Below are 19014 nucleotides of genomic sequence, written 5' to 3'. Positions count from 1 at the left end.
CATCCCAGCCTAGGCATCGCCCTACCCGTGCCGCTCCACCAGCACCTGCGCTACATCAGCAAGCCCGAATCCGCGCGCGCGCAACAACACGGTGAGATGGAACACCAAATCCGCCGCTTCGCCCAGCAGCTCCTCGTCGCCTTGCGCGACTGCAGCAAGCGCCGTCTCTACGCCTTCCTCGCCCACTTTCTGCGCAATCCGCCGCGTGCCGTTGTCGAACAATTTGGTGGTGTAGCTACCTTCGGGCATCTCGTTCTTGCGGCTTTCCACTAGCGCATCCAGTTGCGCCAGAAACCCCAGCGGCGGACGCACTTCATTACCGAAGCAGCTGCGCGTACCGAGGTGGCACGTCGGTCCATGCGGATCGGCCATCACCAGCAAGGTATCGCCATCGCAATCCACGCGAATCGACTTCAAATGCAGGACGTGGCCCGAGCTTTCACCCTTGGTCCATAGGCGTTGCTTGCTGCGGCTGTAGAAGGTCACCTTGCTGCTGGTCTGCGTAAGGGCCAACGCTTTCTGGTCCATATAACCGAGCATCAGCACCTCGCCCGTCAACCAGTGCTGCACGATGACGGGCACCAGTCCATCCGATTTATCCCAATCGATCTGGCTCAGGTCAAGCGCATCGAAGCCGTTCACTATTTCACTCATGGTTGGCTGTCTCTTGCAATCGAATGACGATGCCTTCCTGCCGCAAATACTGCTTGAGCTGGGGAATGGCGATGGTGCCACCGTGGAAAACGCTGGCCGCCAAAGCACCATCAACACGAGCCTGCGTGAATGCGTCGCGAAAATGCTGCTTGTCGCCAGCCCCACCCGATGCGATCAGCGGCACGGTGCACACCTTGCGTGCCGCTGCCAGCTGCGCCAGGTCGTACCCCTGGCGCACGCCATCCGTATCCATGCAGTTGAGCACGATCTCGCCGGCACCCCGGCGCTGCGCTTCGACCATCCAGTCCAGCGTGCGCCGAGCCAATGGGCGCGTCTTGGACGGATCGCCGGTGTACTGGCGCACGCGCCATTCGCCATCGGCATCGCGCATGGAATCGATGCCCACCACCACGCATTGCACGCCGAAGGCATCGGCCAATTCATCGATCAGTTCCGGGCGTTCGAGCGCAGGCGAGTTGACCGATACCTTGTCTGCACCGGCATGCAATACCTCGCGCGCATCCGTGACCGAACGGATGCCACCTGCCACGCAGAACGGAATGTCGATTTCCCGCGCTACGCGTTCCACCCAGCCGCGATCCACGCTGCGTCCTTCGGGGCTGGCGGTGATGTCGTAAAACACCAGCTCATCAGCGCCTTCATCGCGATAGCGCAACGCCAGTTCGACGATCTCACCCATCACCACGTGATCGCGAAAACGCACGCCTTTGACGACCTTGCCATCGCGTACGTCCAGGCAGGGAATGATGCGGCGACTCAACATGCTAACGCGCCCTCCAGCGTAAAGCGCCCTTCCAGCAGGGCGCGCCCAAGGATCACGCCGCGCGCGCCAGCATCACGCGCCGCGCGGATGTCGTCCAGCGAACGCACGCCACCCGACGCCTGCACGGCCAACTGCGGAACCGTTTGCGCCAGATGGCGATAAAGCTCCAGATTGAAGCCGGCCAGCATGCCGTCGCGCTCGATATCCGTGCACAACAGATGATGTGCTCCGCGTGCGGCATACCATGGCGCCAGCTCGTCCAGGGTACGCGCTTCGTCCTCCGTCCAACCCGCGCTCGGCAGCGTCCAGGCGTTGTCGCGACGACGCGTATCCAGCGCGACGGTGAAATGCTCCGCACCATGCGTGTTCAACCACTGCGCTACGCGTTCGGGTTCGCGAATGGCCACGCTGCCCACCACGACGCGGCGGACGCCGGCATCGAACAGCCGGCGCACGTCATCCTCAGCACGCACCCCGCCCCCCGCCTGCACCTGCATGCCGGCCTTGGCCAGCGCTTCGATCACCGAAAGATTGGCCAGGTTGCCGGCACGCGCACCGTCGAGATCCACCACGTGCAGCCAGCGCGCACCGGCTTGCGCATATGTCGCCGCCAGGTCGCTCGGTGACGGCGCGTACTGTGTTTCTTGCGCGTAATCGCCCTGGCGCAGGCGGACCACCTGGCCGCCGCGCAGGTCGATGGCTGGAATCACTTCAAAGTTCATGCTGATCGGCTCTTTTACTATGTAAACAGAACACTCATGCTTGTCCCGCAACGCTCAATCTTGCCCGGCCGTCATTCCCGCAAAAGCGGGAATCCATCTTGCTCTGATGCATCCCTAAAATGGATTCCCGCTTTCGCGGGAATGACGGCTTGGTGAAGTCAAAGCTCAAGAAAATTCTTCAACAACTTCGCCCCCACCTGCGCCGAGCGCTCAGGGTGAAACTGCATGCCATGAAAATTCCCATTGGCGATCACCGCCGAAAAAGCATCGCCATACTCGCAACTCACCAAGGTGTAATCACCCATCGGCACCGCATAGCTGTGCACGAAGTAGGCCCAATCGCCCTCTTCCAACTGTTTGAGCAGCGGATGGCTACGCTTCGGTGACAAACGATTCCACCCCATGTGCGGCACGCACAGCTCCGGTGTCTCCTCGAACTTGCGCACGGACGCAGGAATCACGCCCAGGCACGGGGTATCGCTTTCTTCGGAATGCTCACACAGCAATTGCATCCCCAAACACACGCCCAGCACCGGCTGCGTCAGCGAACAAATCACATCCACCAGGCCCAGCTCGTGCAGCCGCGCCATGCCCGGCTTCGCCGCGCCCACGCCCGGCAAAATGACTTTGTCGGCCGAGCGAATGCTTCGGGCATCCGCCGTCAGCGCGGCATCAACGCCAAGGCGCTGTAACGCATAGCGCACCGAGCCGATATTGGTGCCGCCGGCATCGACCAGGACCACGCTCATTACAGCGCTCCCTTCGTGCTCGGCAACTCATCGCCTTCGCGCCGGATCGCCTGGCGCAGGGCGCGTGCCGTCACCTTGAAGCACGCTTCCACCATGTGATGCGCATTCTCGCCCTGCACGCTCAAATGCAGATTGGCACCAAGCGTGTCGCACAGCGAGCGGAAGAAATGCGGCACAAGTTCGGTCGGTACTTCACCCACGCGCTCGCGCGGAAAATGCCCTCCGAAGACGAAGTACGGGCGCCCCGAAAGATCCAGCGCGGCACTGGCCAGCGCTTCATCCATCGGCAAGGTAAAACCATAACGGCCGATGCCGCGCTTGTCGCCCAAGGCTTGGCGCAAGGCCTGCCCTAGCGCGAGGCCACAATCTTCGATGGTGTGGTGCTCATCCACCTTGGTATCGCCATTGCATTGCAGGCTTAACGCAAAGCCGCCGTGCTTGCCGATCTGTTCCAGCATGTGATCGAAGAAGCCCAGCCCCGTATGCGCCACCGGCTCGGTCTGTGTGTCCAGGTCCACACGCACCTTGATGCGCGTTTCCTTGGTATTGCGCACGACTTCCGCCACACGCGGCCGATCGAGCAGTTGATGCGCGACAGCCTCCCAGCTGATGCCTTGTGGCCCCACGCGAAAACCGCGCACGCCCATGTTGGCGGCAAACAGCAGATCCGTCTCGCGGTCGCCCACCATCGCCGATTCGGCACGCGTCCAGCCGTCATCGGCCAGATACTCGCGCATCATACCGATGCCTGGCTTGCGCGTATCCAGCCCTTCGTGCGGGAAACTGCGATCGATCAGCACCTCGCGAAAGCGCACGCCCTGCGAGGCCAGGATGCGCATCAAAAGGTCATGCGGGCCATCGAAGTGCGCTTGCGGAAAACTGTCCGTGCCCAGGCCATCCTGATTGGTCACCATCACCAGTTCGTAGCCGGCAGCGACAATGCGCTGCAAGGCCGCGATCACGCCGGGCAACAGCGCAAGCTTTTCATAGCTGTCGATCTGCTCGTCGGCCGGCTCCTCGATCAGGCAGCCATCACGGTCAATAAAAAGAATCTTGCGGCTCATGGCTTGCCTTATGCCAGTCCATTGGCAAAACCCCGGCCATCCATGGCCGGACTGTTCAAAAGGGTAAGCACGCGGGCGTTTTCCTCGGGCGTGCCGATGGTAATGCGCAAGGCCTCCTGCAACTTGGGATAACGGCGCACGTCGCGCACCACGATGCCGGCTTGCAACAGGCGCTGGTAAATCTCGCCCGCATCGCCGAAGCGCACCGCCAGGAAATTGGCATCCGAAGACAGCACCTCCCGCACGCAAGGCAGCTCGGCCAGCGAGCGACGCATGAAGGCGCGTTGCTCGCGCACAATCGCGATATGCGCGCGCGCAGCGGCCTGCCCCGAGGGCGAGAGCGCAGCGAGCGCCGCCGCCACGCACGGCAACGGCAGCGGATAAGGCGGCATGATGCGGCGGATCAATCCAATCACATCCGGACTTGCCACCAGGCTGCCGATGCGCGCGCCGGCAAGCGCCCACGCCTTGGACAAGGTGCGCAGCACGGCCAGATGCTCATAGCGGCCGATCAGCTCGATTGCACTGCGTTGATCGGAAAATTCGATGTACGCCTCATCCACCACCAGCAAGGCACGCCCAGCCAAAGCCTGCGCCACCTGTTCGATATCCGCGCGCGATATCGATTTGCCGCTGGGATTGTTGGGCGTGCAGAGAAATACCAGCTTCACTGCTGGTGTGATCGCAGCAAGCAGCGCCGAGATATCGAGGCTGAAATCCTCCGCCAGCGGTACGTCGATCACCGCGGCATTTTGAATGCGCGCGCTGACCGCATACATGCCGAACGTGGGCGGCTGGATCACGATGGCATCCTGCCCGGCGCGGCAGAACGCGCGCACCAGCAGATCGATCGCTTCATCGCTGCCACGCCCCACGAACAACTGATCGCGCTGCACGCCATACAGCGTCGCCAGCGCCTGCAACAAGGTTTGCGGTTGCGGATCGGGATAGCGGTTGCAGCCGGCACCTGCTTCACCGATTGGCTCCCAAGCGGATTCGTTGGCATTGAGCATGATCTTCCCACCGCTCGCTTCCATGCGTGCCGACGAATACGGCTGCAGCGTGCGGATTTCTGGCCGCGCCAGGTCGAGAACGCTCATAACCGAGTCCCCAGCGCTTCCAGACGAAGCGTGACAGCACGTCGATGCGCTTCCAGCTGCTCGGCCTCCGCCAGGATGGCCGTGCACGGACCGATCGCGCGCAAGCCATTGGGGTCCAGTTCCTGCACCGTGATCTGCTTGAGATAGCTGGCCACCGACACGCCGCTGTAGCTGCGTGCATAGCCGTAGGTTGGCAAGACGTGGTTGCTGCCGCTGCAGTAATCGCCAACCGACTCGGGCGTCCACGCGCCGACAAAGATGGACCCTGCGCTTTCGATGCTGGCCACCAGCTCGCGTGCGTTATTCACTTGCAGGATCAAATGCTCCGGTGCATAGCGATTGCTGACTTCCACCGCTTGCGCCAGCGATTGCACTTCAATCAACCGGCTTTGCGCCAACGCCTGCTCCGCAATGGCGCCACGCGGCAGTTGTGCGCATTGGCGGTCCACTTCCGCGGCCACCGTGTCGAGCAGCGCCGCAGATGGACTGACCAGCACCACCTGCGAATCCGGACCGTGTTCGGCCTGCGACAGCAAATCCGCCGCGACGAACGCGGGATTGGCTTGCGCATCGGCAATCACCAAGACTTCGGAGGGCCCGGCGGGCATGTCGATGGCCGCGCCATTGGGATCGGACGATACCTGCAGCTTCGCCTCGGTGACCCACGCATTGCCCGGGCCAAACAGCTTGTCGCAACGAGGCACGCTTTCCGTGCCGTACGCCATGGCCGCAATCGCCTGCGCGCCGCCGAGCTTGAATACGCGATGGACCCCGACGACGCGCGCCGCGAATAGCACGGCTTCATCGCAGGTACCGTCGGCACGCGCCGGCGAGCACAGCACCACGTCGCGGCAACCGGCGATACGCGCCGGCACGCCCAGCATCAATGCAGTGGAAGGCAGCGGCGCGCTGCCAGCAGGCACATACAAACCGACGCGATTTATGGGGCGAAGAATGCGCTCCACGCGCACGCCGACGGCGGTATTCACGCCGACCGGCTGGGGCGCCGCTGCCGTGTGGAAAGCCTCGATGCGCGCAGCGGCTTCGCGGATGGCCGCTTTCAATGCGGGCGCCAGCTTGGCCTCGGCAGCGACAAATTCCGCCTCGTTGACTTCAATCGCATCCAGCATGCAGCGGTCATAACGGGCGGAAAGCTCACGCAGGCCCGCATCGCCCCCGGCGCGCACTTGGGCAATGATGCTTTCCACGCCATGGCGTAGCTCTTGCGCGCGTGACTGGGCGGGTCGCGCCAAGGCGCTGCTGCGCTCGGCCTCGTTCAAGGTGTTCCAATCGATTCGCTTCATGCCGAACGTCTCATGCGAGCATCTTCTCGACCGGCAGCACGAACATCTCGCGCGCACCGGCCTTCTTGATTTCTTCCAGTTGCCGCCAGCTCACCTCGCCGGCGCACAGCGCCTGCAACATCAGCTGATCGGGCTGGCCCGCCACCGGCAACAAGGTGGGTTGCGGACCGCCTGGCAACAGGCGCGTCACCGCATCGAGCGTGTTGCGCGAGGTTTGCAGCAACAGCAGGCGCGATTCACGCACCTGGATCACGCCGTCCAGCCGCTTGAGCAGCAGCTCGATCATGTCGCCGCGCTCGTCTGTGGGCAGCGCTTCCGGGCCGGCCAGTACGGCTTCGCTCTGCAGCAGCACGTCCGTTTCGCGCAACTGGTTGGCCACCAGCGTGCCGCCGCTCTGCACCAGGTCGCAGATCACATCGGCAGTGCCGAGCTTGGGTGCGATTTCCACCGAGCCGGCCAGCGTGATGATGCTGGCGTCCACCTGCTGTTCGCGCAGCCAGACGCCAAGCAACCCCGGATACGAAGTGGCGATGCGCAGGCCGGAAAGGTCGCCCGGCCCGCCGTATGCGACATCCTGCGGGACAGCAATCGAAAGGCGGCAACGGCCGAAACCCAGCGAACGCCATTCCGTCAACGTTGCCGCACCGTCGCCAGCCACGCCTTTGAATTCGTTGAGCACGTTGCGGCCGACGATGCCGAGATCGCATACGCCCTGGGCGATCAGCCCGGGGATGTCGTCGTCGCGTACCAGCAGAAGATCCACCGGCTCGCCTTCGCCGAAGCAGAACAGCTTGTCGCGGCTTTGGCGGAAGGTAAGGCCGCAGCGATTGAGCAGATCCAGCGCCGGCTCGGTCAAGCGGCCGGATTTCTGCATGGCGATACGCAAACGATCCCGCGGTTTCATGCGCGCGCCCTTTTCGCTGCCGCACGCGCACGCGTCGCACGCGCCGCCGCTGCGAGGTAACCGCCGCTACCCTGGTTGAGATAGCGAGCGACGCGGCCGATGGTGGTGATGCTCACTGCCGTGCGGTCATGGATCTCGCGGTAGGACACCCCTTCCAGCAGATACGGCACCACTCGCCAGCGATCCACCAGCACTTCCAGCTCGGCCGGCGTGCACAGGTCGTTGAGGAAGGCATTCATTTCCTCGGCGTTCTTCAGCGAAAGCAAGGCGCGGCACAGGCTTAGCCTGGCGGACTCTTCCGGGGTTTCGGGATCGATCGATCGGCGCTTCATAATGTGCTAACGCGTTAATACAGTGGAGCGGATTGTAGTGGGATGCCGGGGCCGACGCAAGCTCGCGGGCCTGGATGACAATCCTGACGTTTTGCAGCCTCCCGCTGCCCGCGGTTGTCACCCCCGCGTTCCATCGTGCCGACACCTGTATCATCTGGCGCAGACGGCATCCACACCGCCTGGACATGGAGATGTTATGAATCACGGAATTTCACCGGCGATACGTCCCGCCGCTTACTTGACGATCTTCGCGGCTTTCGCCTTTGCCGCCATCTGCGGTGCAGCACAGTTCTGGCGCACGGATCTGGACCCCGTCCATGTACCGCTAAGCATCTATCTCACCGGCCCAGGCGGTTCATACGTGCGCATGACGTATTACCTGATGGGCGTTGCACTGATCTTCTTTGCGGCAGGCAGCTACCGCGCCACGGCGATACCGCTGCGTAGCGGCCTGGCACTCGCGCTGTTCGCCATACCCGGATTATTGCTGCCCGTGGTGGCAGCCACCGAACTATTCAAAGGCACGCCGTATGAAAGCCTGGCCGGCTTGATACACGGCCTGGCGGCGCAGTCCACGTTTCTCACCCTGAGCTTCGGCATGCTGCTGCTTTCCAGCCGCTGGCGCCGCGATCTGCGCCTGCACGCGAGCCGCCACCTCGGCGTGTCGCTCGCCTGGCTCGCTACAGGCGTACTCTGGTTGCAAACCTTCATGCGCACGCTGCCGCATGGCTTGATGCAGAAGCTGCTGATCGTGCTGATTCTGCTGTGGCTGGCATGGGCCGCACGCCAATTGCTGCGTGCAGCCCGGCCACGCTACGCGAGCGTTTAAACGCCTGCGAACGCGCGCTGCTGCACCAGTTCGCACACTGCGCGCACATCGCCATCCATCGCACGATCGCGGTGGATAAAGCTGATCTTATCGCGCAAGGTTTCATACGCCTTGCGCACCGCTTCACCGGCGTGGAACTCGCCCACTTCCGCCAAGGCGGCCGTGAGCTGTTTCACTTCCTCCACAAACCGCGCGTAATGCGCATGGTCTTCGCGCGGCGCGTTGTTCACCTTGGAAGCCAGCGCCTGCCAATCGCCGCGTGCCGCAAGGCGACGGGCAGCGTTGAGCATTTCCTGGCGGTAATCCAGCGCTTGTGCCGCGGTGTAGAGCTCCAGCGCCAGCACGTGGCTCAGGTCTTCGGTCATCTCCAGCACGTGGCGCGCTTCGTTGGCACCCATGGAAACGTGGTCTTCGGCATTCGCACTGGTCGGAACCGAGTACACGCTGGCCGGATGCGCACGCGTGGCCAGGTCATTCACCAGCGCCGCCGCCGTGTACTGCACGATCATGAAGCCTGAATCGGTGCCGTCTTCGTTGCCGGTGAGGAACGCCGGCAAGCCATCATTGGTAGCGGGATCGACCAGCTTGTTGAGGCGCCGCTCGGAGATCGAGGCCAGCACCGGAATCGCTGCCTTCACGTAGCTCATCGCCAAGGCGAGCGGCATGCCATGGAAGTGGCCCGCCGAAATCACCTGCTCTTCGATGTGTCGGGCATCGGTGTTGTCGGGGAAGATCAGCGGATTGTCGGTGACCGCATTCAATTCGATATCGATCACGCGACACGCCTGCGCCCAGGCATCGCGCACCGCGCCGTGCACCTGCGGCATGCAGCGCAGGCAGTAGGCGTCCTGCGGCTGATGCTTCTTGCCGCCCTTGAACGGCAGGAAACGGCTGTAGAACGCCTCGCGGCCGTGGCGCTGGTTGGCCGGCACCCAATCCCAGCCGATGTCGAAGCTGAGCGCCTGGTCTTCCGGCGTATTCCACGCCTCCGCGCTCCATGGACGGAAGCGCGGCACCAGGTGATAAGGAATGTCGACCAGGGTGGAGCCAGTAAGTAGGTCGCGCACGTGGTCAGCCGCCTGCACCTGGCCCGGATGCGGACGCAGCGCATGCACTTCCGGCCGCAGCGCACCGCTGCGGCCAGCAAAGGCATCCAGGGTCATCGATGCGGCGAGATCCGCCACGTTGAGCAGGTATTCCAGCGTATCGAGCGCCAGCGCGGCGGTGGCGAGCATCTGCGCCGTGCCGTTGTTGAGCGCCAGACCTTCCTTGAAGGAAAGACGGATCGGCTTCAAGCCCGCGCGCTGCAGCGCTTCGGCGCCCGGCAAACGCTGGCCCTTATAGAACGCCTCACCGCCACCGAGCAGCACGATCGCCAGATGCGAAAGCGGCGCCAGGTCGCCACTCGCGCCGACGGAGCCCTTCTCCGGCACCACCGGGATCACCTCGCGGTTGAGCAATTCCGTCAACGCTTCCAGCGTCTCGACGCGAATGCCGGAATGGCCGCGCATCAGCGTATTGATGCGGATCACCAGCAACGCGCGCACCACTTCAGCCGAAAACGGCTTGCCCACGCAGACCGCATGTGTGGTGATGAGGTTGTGCTGAAGCTCCTCCAGCAGCGTGCCTTCCGGCTTATGGGGATTGCCACCCGGCAGTTCGTCACGCAAACGATAAGCGCCCAGCAGCTTGTCCGCATTGCTGCCGAAGCCGGTGGTAACGCCATAGATCGGCTCGCCGCAGCTCACCTTCTCCGCCAGGAAATCCGCCGTGCGGCGCACGCGCGTAAGTTGCTCGGCATCCAGTCTTACGCCGTAACCGTGACGCGCCACCGCGACCAGTTGCTGGCGGCTGAGGCTGTTACCGTCGAGGAGAATGGTTTGGTTCACAAAGGCTCCAACGTGTTGTCATGTCCGCTTTAAGCGGGAAACCACGAGTCAATCCTGCAGATGTTCCCAGAGCTCATGCCGTGTGGGGTTGGCCGTCTCGATCAGTTGAAGCTTCCATGCGCGAGTCCATTTCTTTAGTTGCTTTTCGCCGGTGATGGCTGCTGGAAAGTCCGCATGATGTTCAAACCAAACCAGACGCTTCACGTCGTAGCGTTTGGTAAAGCCACCACCCAAGCCTTCACGGTGCTGCCATACGCGGAATTTAAGGTTTCCTGTTATGCCGATATACAACGTGCCGCGCTCGGCGCTGGCCATGATGTAAACGGCAGGTTGCCGTTGAGCCATCCATGCTCTCCTTCCAAGATGCAGAACCTGAAAACAATAGCCTCACCCTCCCTCAAGGCCGTCATTCCCGCGAAAGCGGGAATCCATTTTGCTCTGATGCAAAGGCGAAGGTGGATTCCCGCTTTCGCGGGAATGACGGCACAAGGAAAGCTGAGGCAGCTAAACCCTCACCCCATCACCGCCGCCTGCTCCAACTCCACCCGCAGCGTCTTCACCAATTCCATGCGCGCCACTTCAAACTGGTCCTCGCGACGCAGATCCTTTACCGTCACCACGCCCTTCGCCAGCTCGTCCTCACCCAGCACGATCACAAAGCGAATACCTGCGCGGTCCGCATACTTGAACTGCTTGCCAAGCTTGCCGCCTTCCAGCACCACCTCCGTGGCAATACCCGCCGTGCGCAATTCGCTCGCCAGCGCCAGATAGGCCGGCAACCGCGCCGCATCCATCTGCGTGACCAGCACATCCACCGTACTGCGCGCCGTGTTGACCAGGCCGGCATCGCGCAGCTGCCAATAAAGGCGCGTCAGGCCAATGGAAATACCGACGCCCGGCAAGTGCGACTTGGTGTACTGGCCGGCCAGGTTCTCGTAGCGCCCGCCCGAACAAATCGAGCCGATCTGCGGGTGGTCGTTGAGCGTAGTCTCGTAGACCGTGCCGGTGTAGTAATCCAGGCCGCGCGCGATCGACAGGTTCAGCGCGTAATGCGTTTCCGGCACACCGAAATCGCGAATCAGGCCCAGCACCTCTTTCAGTTCCGCGCGCCCCTGCTCCATCGCCTCGGGGCCCGCGCCCAGCGCATCAAGTTTGTCGAACGCATCCTGCAATGAGGTAGAGCGCACCTGCACGAAATCGAGCACCTTCTGCGCCACTTCCGCGTTGAGGCCAAACGCCTCGCCGGTCAAGGTGCCGCGCACATAATGGGCGCCGCGCTTGTCCAGCTTGTCCACCTCGCGCAGCACCAGCGTCTGCTGCTCCGGATCGGCCACGCCCAGGCTTTCGAAGAACCCGCGCATCAACTTGCGGTTGTTCAGCTGGATGGTGAACGCGCCGATGTTCAGCTCGCGGAACACGCTGTAGATCACCGCCGGCACTTCAGCGTCGTAGCGCACCGACAGGCTGTCCTTGCCGATCACGTCGACGTCGCACTGGTAGAACTCGCGGAACCGCCCGCGCTGCGCACGCTCGCCGCGGTAGACGCGCTGCATCTGGTAGCGGCGGAAGGGAAAGTTGAGATCGTGCTCGTGTTCGGCCACGTAGCGGGCGAGCGGCACGGTAAGGTCGAAGCGCAAGGCCAGGTCCGGCTTCTCGCCCTGCTCCAGCGCGCCGGTCGACTGCACGAAATACACCTGCCGCTCGGTCTCCCCGCCGGTCTTGGTCAGCAGCACATCCGAATACTCGATCACCGGCGTCTCCACCGGCAGGAAGCCGAAGCGCTCGTAGTTGCGACGGATCACGTCGAGCATGCGCTGGAAAGCAATCTGGTCGAGCGGCAATAGCTCGAGCACGCCGGGCATGGTGCGGGCCTGGGTAAGCGCCATGGAATCCTCTGCTTAAGGTGAAAAACGCCGTGGAACGGCAGCCCAGCAGTTTAACAGATGCATCCATCGGCCCTTCCCTCCGCCAGCCGGAATTCCGTCGCAGCCGCTCGCCCTCGCCTGTTGCCAAGGTCATTTAGGACCGTTAAGATACGCGGCTCCCGCGGGGTGTAGCTCAGCCTGGTAGAGCGCTACGTTCGGGACGTAGAAGTCGCATGTTCGAATCATGTCACCCCGACCAAAGTTCAAAAAAAGCCGACCCTTGGGTCGGCTTTTTTGTTGGGTCGGGCCACGCAATCAGTCCTGCAATGGCGTAACAAGATGCGCAGTGGAATCGCCCTGCGCAGCCGTTACAACGAAATTGGCATCCGGCGGCACGGCTGCTTGCACATCGCCAGGCAGCCATGAAACCGGTTGGATCGGCCCAGGATTGTAGGGAAGCAAAATGCGATAGTTATCCATGGGAGGCACACCGTCGGTGACAATGCGGCATGGAACTGGCTGCCGGATGTCCCAATACGGGTCTCCAACATGGCTACCCGTGGAAGGAAGGTTGAAAGTCGCCGATTTCACCCCTTCCATCGCCGCATCCGCAAGCAGATTGCGAAACTTGCTCAGCAGCTTTTCAGGACCGTAAACGTCAAGGTCGACTTGCTCCACGGCAGCCTTTTCAACTTTGCCTTGCCGATTTATCCGCAGTGCCAAGTACGCCGTTCCAGTCACGTGCGATGCTTTGGCGGCGTATGGATAGGTGCCAACAGACCCACCATTTAGATAGGGATGATCGGTAAGCCTCCAACTTGCATCAATGAAGGATGCACGACTGATAGCAATGGAATCGTGCTTATCGTCAACAGGCGTTACAGTAATGCGCAGATACATTATCTCGCGCTGAACCGCATTGACGGGCTTGTCGAAACGGAACTTCCAAGCAGGCACTTTTTTATCAACCAGCCTACGGATGACCTGCGGAATCGTGTCAGCAAGGGCAAGGCCGTGGTCACGTACCGAACCATCGGGAAGCACGTCGATCCAGCCAGTAACAAGCATGCTCGCCTTGCCGACCGCGCGATTCTCGTTGGAACTGGCCAAGGCCGTGCATGCCAACAACCCCAATAACATCCCCGAGAGCCAACGCTTCACGTGCTTTCCCCTTGAAAAAAAACAGAAAACCGGCTACGTAATCTTGAGGTGATCCTTGAGACCGCACTCGTGCGCCACGCTCGAGCTTGGCCTCGATGGAAAAGGTCCTGCGCTACACAACCAGTCTGCTAATCGTTGTGTTTCACATTGACGGTGTGCATCGGACGACATTGACCACTGTCGCAGTCGATCAGGACGCTGTAATCGCCACAAGGCGCAATAAAAGTCGTCGCACCATTGGCTTGCACCACGCCGCAACCCAGTTGGATCGCAACCGCTTGAGCAAGCGGCGTGATGGCGGCGGTGGCAGCGGAGTCTTGTGGCGAGGTAGCGGGTATCGGTGCGGGCGTTGCATCAATTGCAGCCGACGAAGTTGAAGGCGCCTCCGATGATGTAGCCGCCCCCGACTCCGGCGTCGCAACAGCCAGAGTCATTGGTGCAGCTGCCTCGACAGGTGGATCTGCACTGGGAGAAGAAGACTGCGGTGGCGTTGAAACAACAGTTGCCGCGGAAACGCTTGCCTCGGTCGGCGGTTGATTCGGTACCGCCGCAGGGGTGGCGCCAGTAGCTGGCAGCGGAGTGGTTGTGACCAAAGCGGACGCACTCGCCGCTATTACGTCACCGCTTTGCATCCGCTTTGTGACTTCGGCGCGATAGGCGTCCAGACCCTTATCTACTGTCTCTATCCAGTCGCCATCAGTCGCTATCGCGTAGTAATTTTCAACGTGAGTACTCACTGTCACAGGCGCCCCTGTGCCATTGAAGACCAGGTCCGTCGCAATATTGTTACTGAGCGTGACGGCGAAAACGCCAGGCGTGAACCATGACCAGAACTGTTTGATATGAACATCCACTACGAGCGGCGAAGGACCCGCGCCGCTCTCTTCCTTCACTCGATAGCCTGCCTGCTCGAACGCAGCAACGAGGTTCTCCCGAACAGTTCCCTCCACGGTCTGCCCTGGCTGCAGCAACACATCGCCCAGGGCCTTGCCGTAGGTATTGCGTTTGCGGCCAACGGCCCGCGCCTTTATCTCAGCCGTAGCCTTGTCTGCACCACCGAAGCCCAAAGTGGGAGTGCTGGGATCATCCGGAGCCTCCGCAAAAACGCGTTCATCGGTGATCTTGCCGATGACTACCACATGCTGGCCAGATGATTCCGTCGTCGTCGGCGAGACCACCGTGGGGCTATGCAGCTTGATCTCGCTGCGCGACGTGGCGCATCCACTCATAAGCAGTACCGCCGTCAATGCGACGGCAGCCATCAACTTGCGCATCATTTCCCTTCCCCTGTTTTCCTGTCCAAGTTGGACGGCTTTCTTTACCGCTTTTATTCCCTAGACACAAGACCGCAGCTTGCGTATCCCCTCCCGAATCTCCTGCACGCTCGCCCCCGAATAACCCAGGATCACCCCACCCCGCTTCGGTGGCTTCGCATAGCAAATCGACAACGGTCGCGTGGAGACACCCAGCTTGGCGGTCCTGATGGAAAGCGCAACATCATCGACACCGCGCGGCAACAGTGCAGCGAGTTGCATGCCGGCATGGGTACCGATGACTTCCAGTTTGCCCTCCATGTGCTGGTCGATGGCTTCGAGCAAAGCCATGCGGCGTTCGAGATAAAGCGCACGCATGCGGCGGATGTGGCGTGCGAATTGGCCGTCGCGGATGAAGTCGGTGAGTGCGGCTTGGTAGAGCGTGGATGAGAACGTGTCGAAGGCGTCGCGCACGGCAGCGAAGGCGCTGATGAGGTCTTTGGGCACGACGATGTAGCCGACGCGCAGTGCGGGGAACATCACTTTGCTGAAGGTGCCGACGTAGATGACGCGGTCGTCGGTGTCCATGCCTTGCAGTGAAGCGAGTGGTCGGCCGCCGAAGCGGTATTCGCTGTCGTAGTCGTCTTCGATGATCCATGCACCGGTGCGGGCGGCCCAGTTGAGCAACTGCATGCGGCGCGTGGCGCTCATGGTGACGCCGAGTGGAAACTGGTGCGATGGCGAGATGTACGCGGCGCGTGCGTTGCGGCTCAGCTTGATGGCCTGGTCGACGTCCAGGCCTTCGTCGTCGACGGGCACCGGCACGATGTGCGCGCCCACGGTGCGCAATGCCTGGCGTGCGCCGGGGTAGCCGGGGTCTTCCATCCACACGGGGTCTTTCGCTTCCAGCAGCGCGTGGGCGCAGAGTTGCAGGCCGTGTTGCGAGCCGGTGGTGATGATGATCTGCGACGCATCGCAGCGTACGGCGCGCACGGTGGCGAGGTATTCGGCGATGGCTTCGCGCAGTGGCGGGTAACCCATCGGACCGGCGTAGACCATGTGGCCGATGGGCGCTTGCCGCGCATGGCGGTTGACGAGCTTGGCCCACGCCGCGTTGGGGAATTGATCAATGGCGGGCAAACCGACGCGAAAGGCGCCCTGGTTGTTGGCCCAGGTTTGCGGCGGCGTGCGCAGGCTTTCCACGCGCTGGGCGATTTTGCGCGGCGCGCTTTGCGCAAGGCGCTGCGACGTACGTTGGGCTGGATTGACCGGCTTGCTGTCGGTCGGTATCGAATGCGCCACGCAGGTGCCAGCGCCGACGAAGGTTTCCAGATAGCCCTCCGCGAACAACTGCTCGTAAGCGCTGAGCACGGGCACGCGGGAAATGTTGAGTTCCTTCGCCAGGCTGCGGGTGGAGGGTACGCGCTGTCCCGGCCGCAATTGTCCATCGAGGATGGCGCGGCGGAACCATTCGGAAAGCTGGTCGTACATGGGCACGCCGCTGGCGGTATCCAGCGCGATCGGGGGCAGGAAACCCTTGGAGAGCCGTTTCATGCGAGTGGCCTGAAGTGGTTGCCTGGAATGATACCGAAGTGGCTATTTTCGCGAACCACTGGCGGACTTATTTTTTGCCTATTCCCCCACCCAACGCACATGTTCCGGATGGCGAAAGCAGTGCCGCCAGCCGAAGCTTGTCGGTCTACCGATCCAAGGCCAACCATGAGAACGAGGCTACGCACCGCCCTTTTGCTCTGCATGCTCGGCTGTATCGTGCCGCTTCACGCTTTTGCGCAGGAGGCGATGAGCGATGCCTGGTGGACCGGCCCCATGCTGGCGAACTCCGCCGAAACGTTGCCGCCGGGGCATTTTCTGTTCGAGCCTTATCTCTACGACGTTCGCCGTCCGCACACCGATACCTTTGGCTCGAACTCCTACATCCTTTACGGCTTGGCCGATCGGCTTTCGGTCGGCATGATCCCCGTGATCAGCTACAACAAGGTCAGCAACGGGCCGAACAGCTCAAACGTCAACATCGGTGACTGGACGCTGCAGGCGCAATACCGGCTGACGGAATTCCAGCAAGGCAGCTGGATACCGACCACCGCCCTCTTGCTGCAGGAAACCTTGCCGACCGGCAAATACGACCAGCTTGGCAGCCGGCCTGCCAATGGCATGGGCAGCGGTACTTACACGACGACGCTGTGGCTCAATTCGCAGATGTATTTCTGGCTGCCGAATGGACGCATTCTGCGCACGCGCTTCAATGTGTCGCGCTCGTTTTCGCGCAGTGCGTCGGTGAAGGGCGTGAGCGTGTATGGCACGGATCAGGGGTTTAGCGGGCGCGTGAAGCCCGGCAATGGTTTCTTTGCCGATCTCGCTTTTGAATACAGCCTCACGCAGCGATGGGTGCTGGCGATGGATTTCACTTATAGCCATAGCGACAGCACGCGCCTGGCGGGCGTGGATATGGTGGATCCGAACGGTGTGTTCTATCCGCAGGACATGCGGTTGAATTCAGGCACGAGTACGTCGTTTGGCGTGGCACCGGCGATTGAGTACAACTGGTCGCCGCGGATTGGGGTGTTGTTGGGGACGCGGGTGATTTTTGGCGGGCACAACAGCACGGGGAGTGTGACGCCGGCGGTGGCGGTCAATTATGTGTATTGACGCTTGTGCTGCCTGATGCGTGACCTCACCCTGCCGTCATTCCGGCGAAGGCCGGACGAAGCGCGCAGCGCGGAGAACATCCGAAGGATGGCCCCGAAGGGGTGAGCGAAGCGAATCATCCAGTTTAAATAACGCGTCCGAAGGACACTGCATACATTATGCGGAGTGCTTCGCACAGCATGTTTAACTGGATTCCGGCCTTCGCCGGAATGACGGCAGTGGTTACGAAGCAAGTGCCAGCGCGGTGAGCTGATCCAGCTCCGCTTCGTCGAAGCCTGCCTGCAAACGCGCGGGTCGATTGAATGGCCCGCGCAGGTTGCGGCCCAGGTAATCGCGCACGAAGTCGAGAAAGGTTTCGCGCGGATCGACCCCATCGCGTTCGCAGCACCAGGTGAACCAGCGTGTGCCGGCGGCAACGTGGGCCACTTCTTCGCGCAGGATCACTTCCAGTATCGCAATGGTGCTTTCGTCGCCGACGCCGCGCAGGCGTTCGATCATGCCGGGCGTGACGTCGAGTCCGCGGGCTTCCAGTACGCGCGGTACCAGGGCCATGCGCGCGGTGTCGTGGTGGGCGGTTTTCTCCGCCATTTCCCATAACCCGTTGTGCGCATCGAAATCGCCGTACGCGTAACCGAGTTCAGCAAGCCGTTGGGAAAGCATGGCGAAGTGGCGTGCTTCGTCGTTCGCGCAACTGGCCCAGTCGCGGTAGTAGTCCCGCGGCATACCGCGAAAGCGGTAGACCGCATCCCAGGCGAGATTGATGGCGTTGAATTCGATGTGTGCGACGGCGTGCACGAGTGCGGCGCGGCCTTCGGGCGTGCCTAGGCCACGGTTGGGGACTTGGCGTTGCCGGACGAGCCGCGGGAGTGGTGGGCGGCCGGGTGCGGCGATGGGATCGGGTGCCGGAGATGCTGCATCGGGGTGCAATAAACCCGCTTGCAAGGCATTCCAGGTTGCGTGGGTGAGGCGGAGTTTCTCGGCGGGGTCGGTGGCGTCGAGACAGCGCTTGGCGGCGGTGTGGAGGTCGGTCATGGCGTTATGCGTGACTACACGTAAGACCGTCATTCCTGCGAAGGCAGGAATCCATGTTCAGAGGTACATCAGAGCAAAATGGATTCCCGCTTTCGCGGGAATGACGGCCAGGTGGTATTTGAGCTTCATGGCAAGCCTTGGCCCCCCACCCTACCCTCTCCCCGTTATTGATCAAAAATGGGGGAGAAGGAAAAGCAATCAAGCGCTGCGTCGCGCCGCCTTCGCATCGTCCGAACGCAGCATCTCGATCTGCTCCAGATAGTGCTGGTCGAGTCCCGTGATGTACTCGCCGGAGAAGCACGACGTATCGAAATGCTTGATGTTTTCGTTGCCATCCTGTACCGCCCAGATCAGGTCCTTCAGATCCTGGTAGATCAACCAATCGGCGCCGAGTATCTTCTCCACTTCTTTTTCGCTATGCCCCGCCGCAACCAGTTCGGAAGCGGCCGGCATGTCGATGCCGTACACATTCGGATAGCGCACCGGCGGCGCGGCGGAAGCGAAGTACACGTTCCTCGCGCCGGCGTCGCGCGCCATCTGGATGATCTGGCGCGAGGTGGTGCCGCGCACGATGGAGTCGTCCACCAGCAGCACATTTTTCTTGCGGAATTCCAGTTCCACCGGATTGAGCTTGCGGCGCACCGATTTCACGCGCTCGCCCTGCCCCGGCATGATGAAGGTGCGGCCGATGTAGCGGTTCTTGAC

Annotated in this window: 18 protein-coding genes, 1 tRNA gene and 1 pseudogene; 3 read left to right on the top strand and 17 right to left on the bottom strand. The window is 61.9% G+C overall.

Going from position 1 to position 19014, the window contains the following annotated elements:
• Positions 1–21: 21 nt before the first annotated feature.
• From hisIE to V7M64_RS15140, 9 genes are all read right to left on the bottom strand, one after another.
• Positions 22–654 carry a bifunctional phosphoribosyl-AMP cyclohydrolase/phosphoribosyl-ATP diphosphatase HisIE gene (gene hisIE / locus V7M64_RS15180; RefSeq protein WP_333680195.1) on the bottom strand — a complete coding sequence of 211 codons (633 nt, stop codon included), beginning with the start codon at positions 652–654 and terminating at the stop codon, positions 22–24.
• On the bottom strand, positions 647–1438 hold the full coding sequence (gene hisF / locus V7M64_RS15175; protein ID WP_333680194.1) for an imidazole glycerol phosphate synthase subunit HisF: 792 nt from the start codon (positions 1436–1438) through the stop codon (positions 647–649). The genes hisIE and hisF overlap by 8 nt, the downstream gene beginning before the upstream one ends.
• Entirely contained in the window at positions 1432–2160 is a 729-nt protein-coding gene (gene hisA / locus V7M64_RS15170; protein ID WP_333680193.1) for a 1-(5-phosphoribosyl)-5-[(5-phosphoribosylamino)methylideneamino]imidazole-4-carboxamide isomerase, read from the bottom strand. The genes hisF and hisA overlap by 7 nt, the downstream gene beginning before the upstream one ends.
• A 158-nt stretch (positions 2161–2318) precedes the next feature.
• Positions 2319–2909: an imidazole glycerol phosphate synthase subunit HisH gene (hisH, locus tag V7M64_RS15165; protein ID WP_333680192.1), complete on the bottom strand. Its 591-nt coding sequence runs from the start codon at positions 2907–2909 to the stop codon at positions 2319–2321.
• A complete protein-coding gene (gene hisB, locus V7M64_RS15160; protein WP_333680191.1) occupies positions 2909–3973 on the bottom strand; it encodes a bifunctional histidinol-phosphatase/imidazoleglycerol-phosphate dehydratase HisB in 1065 nt (354 codons plus the stop codon). The genes hisH and hisB overlap by 1 nt, the downstream gene beginning before the upstream one ends.
• Positions 3974–3981: 8 nt before the next feature.
• Complete coding sequence (gene hisC / locus V7M64_RS15155) at positions 3982–5073, bottom strand: histidinol-phosphate transaminase (protein WP_333680190.1); 1092 nt, start codon at positions 5071–5073, stop codon at positions 3982–3984.
• Positions 5070–6377, bottom strand: a complete 1308-nt coding sequence (gene hisD, locus V7M64_RS15150) for a histidinol dehydrogenase (protein WP_333680188.1) — start codon at positions 6375–6377, stop codon at positions 5070–5072. Before hisD ends, hisC begins: the two co-directional genes overlap by 4 nt.
• Before the next feature lie 10 nt (positions 6378–6387).
• Complete coding sequence (gene hisG, locus V7M64_RS15145; protein ID WP_333680187.1) at positions 6388–7281, bottom strand: ATP phosphoribosyltransferase; 894 nt, start codon at positions 7279–7281, stop codon at positions 6388–6390.
• Complete coding sequence (locus V7M64_RS15140) at positions 7278–7613, bottom strand: YerC/YecD family TrpR-related protein (protein WP_188796381.1); 336 nt, start codon at positions 7611–7613, stop codon at positions 7278–7280. Before V7M64_RS15140 ends, hisG begins: the two co-directional genes overlap by 4 nt.
• 196 nt (positions 7614–7809) lie before the next feature.
• Here V7M64_RS15140 and V7M64_RS15135 point away from each other — a divergent pair, with 196 nt between their 5' ends.
• Positions 7810–8442: a DUF998 domain-containing protein gene (locus V7M64_RS15135; RefSeq protein ID WP_333680184.1), complete on the top strand. Its 633-nt coding sequence runs from the start codon at positions 7810–7812 to the stop codon at positions 8440–8442.
• Here the strand turns inward: V7M64_RS15135 and V7M64_RS15130 are convergent.
• From V7M64_RS15130 to hisS, 3 genes are all read right to left on the bottom strand, one after another.
• The gene (locus V7M64_RS15130) at positions 8439–10331 is read right to left on the bottom strand and encodes an aromatic amino acid ammonia-lyase (RefSeq protein WP_333680183.1); all 1893 of its coding nucleotides are present in this window, start codon (positions 10329–10331) and stop codon (positions 8439–8441) included. The two genes, V7M64_RS15135 and V7M64_RS15130, sit on opposite strands and share 4 nt — an antisense overlap.
• A 48-nt stretch (positions 10332–10379) precedes the next feature.
• On the bottom strand, positions 10380–10676 hold the full coding sequence (locus tag V7M64_RS15125; protein WP_333680181.1) for a GIY-YIG nuclease family protein: 297 nt from the start codon (positions 10674–10676) through the stop codon (positions 10380–10382).
• A gap of 167 nt (positions 10677–10843) precedes the next feature.
• Positions 10844–12217 (bottom strand): histidine--tRNA ligase, encoded by a 1374-nt coding sequence (gene hisS, locus V7M64_RS15120; RefSeq protein ID WP_333680179.1) that lies wholly within the window; start codon positions 12215–12217, stop codon positions 10844–10846.
• 161 nt (positions 12218–12378) lie between these two features.
• On the opposite strand from hisS, the gene V7M64_RS15115 reads away from it, so the two are divergent.
• A tRNA-Pro gene (locus V7M64_RS15115) sits at positions 12379–12455 on the top strand.
• A 56-nt stretch (positions 12456–12511) separates the two neighbouring features.
• Here V7M64_RS15115 and V7M64_RS15110 read toward each other — a convergent pair.
• The 3 genes from V7M64_RS15110 to V7M64_RS15100 form a co-directional block, all read right to left on the bottom strand.
• A complete protein-coding gene (locus tag V7M64_RS15110) occupies positions 12512–13357 on the bottom strand; it encodes a hypothetical protein (RefSeq protein WP_333680177.1) in 846 nt (281 codons plus the stop codon).
• Between the two features lie 128 nt (positions 13358–13485).
• The gene (locus V7M64_RS15105; RefSeq protein WP_333680175.1) at positions 13486–14634 is read right to left on the bottom strand and encodes a hypothetical protein; all 1149 of its coding nucleotides are present in this window, start codon (positions 14632–14634) and stop codon (positions 13486–13488) included.
• A gap of 57 nt (positions 14635–14691) precedes the next feature.
• The gene (locus V7M64_RS15100) at positions 14692–16164 is read right to left on the bottom strand and encodes a PLP-dependent aminotransferase family protein (RefSeq protein ID WP_333680173.1); all 1473 of its coding nucleotides are present in this window, start codon (positions 16162–16164) and stop codon (positions 14692–14694) included.
• Positions 16165–16380: 216 nt separating this feature from the next.
• On the opposite strand from V7M64_RS15100, the gene V7M64_RS15095 reads away from it, so the two are divergent.
• Complete coding sequence (locus V7M64_RS15095; RefSeq protein WP_333680172.1) at positions 16381–17277, top strand: transporter; 897 nt, start codon at positions 16381–16383, stop codon at positions 17275–17277.
• A gap of 222 nt (positions 17278–17499) precedes the next feature.
• On the opposite strand, the gene V7M64_RS15090 is transcribed toward V7M64_RS15095, so the two are convergent.
• Positions 17500–18309, bottom strand: a complete 810-nt coding sequence (locus tag V7M64_RS15090) for a ferritin-like domain-containing protein (protein WP_333680171.1) — start codon at positions 18307–18309, stop codon at positions 17500–17502.
• Positions 18310–18507: 198 nt separating this feature from the next.
• A pseudogene (locus tag V7M64_RS15085) lies at positions 18508–19014 on the bottom strand (amidophosphoribosyltransferase); the annotation flags it as partial.

This window comes from Dyella sp., from assembly GCF_036746095.1.
Lineage (GTDB): Bacteria > Pseudomonadota > Gammaproteobacteria > Xanthomonadales > Rhodanobacteraceae > Dyella_B.
The sequence above is the reverse complement of the archived record's forward strand: the minus strand, read 5'-3'. Positions and strand labels throughout refer to the sequence as shown.

What these genes read in the sequence shown, in the direction of transcription:
- hisF (WP_333680194.1), bottom strand. Translation starts at nt 1,438, where the DNA reads ATGTTGAGTCGCCGCATCATTCCCTGCCTGGACGTACGCGATGGCAAG.
- hisS (WP_333680179.1), bottom strand. Translation starts at nt 12,217, where the DNA reads ATGGCGCTTACCCAGGCCCGCACCATGCCCGGCGTGCTCGAGCTATTG.
- hisB (WP_333680191.1), bottom strand. Translation starts at nt 3,973, where the DNA reads ATGAGCCGCAAGATTCTTTTTATTGACCGTGATGGCTGCCTGATCGAG.
- hisC (WP_333680190.1), bottom strand. Translation starts at nt 5,073, where the DNA reads ATGAGCGTTCTCGACCTGGCGCGGCCAGAAATCCGCACGCTGCAGCCG.
- V7M64_RS15105 (WP_333680175.1), bottom strand. Translation starts at nt 14,634, where the DNA reads ATGATGCGCAAGTTGATGGCTGCCGTCGCATTGACGGCGGTACTGCTT.
- V7M64_RS15135 (WP_333680184.1), top strand. Translation starts at nt 7,810, where the DNA reads ATGAATCACGGAATTTCACCGGCGATACGTCCCGCCGCTTACTTGACG.
- V7M64_RS15140 (WP_188796381.1), bottom strand. Translation starts at nt 7,613, where the DNA reads ATGAAGCGCCGATCGATCGATCCCGAAACCCCGGAAGAGTCCGCCAGG.
- hisH (WP_333680192.1), bottom strand. Translation starts at nt 2,909, where the DNA reads ATGAGCGTGGTCCTGGTCGATGCCGGCGGCACCAATATCGGCTCGGTG.
- V7M64_RS15100 (WP_333680173.1), bottom strand. Translation starts at nt 16,164, where the DNA reads ATGAAACGGCTCTCCAAGGGTTTCCTGCCCCCGATCGCGCTGGATACC.
- hisA (WP_333680193.1), bottom strand. Translation starts at nt 2,160, where the DNA reads ATGAACTTTGAAGTGATTCCAGCCATCGACCTGCGCGGCGGCCAGGTG.
- hisG (WP_333680187.1), bottom strand. Translation starts at nt 7,281, where the DNA reads ATGAAACCGCGGGATCGTTTGCGTATCGCCATGCAGAAATCCGGCCGC.
- hisIE (WP_333680195.1), bottom strand. Translation starts at nt 654, where the DNA reads ATGAGTGAAATAGTGAACGGCTTCGATGCGCTTGACCTGAGCCAGATC.
- hisD (WP_333680188.1), bottom strand. Translation starts at nt 6,377, where the DNA reads ATGAAGCGAATCGATTGGAACACCTTGAACGAGGCCGAGCGCAGCAGC.
- V7M64_RS15090 (WP_333680171.1), bottom strand. Translation starts at nt 18,309, where the DNA reads ATGACCGACCTCCACACCGCCGCCAAGCGCTGTCTCGACGCCACCGAC.
- V7M64_RS15125 (WP_333680181.1), bottom strand. Translation starts at nt 10,676, where the DNA reads ATGGCTCAACGGCAACCTGCCGTTTACATCATGGCCAGCGCCGAGCGC.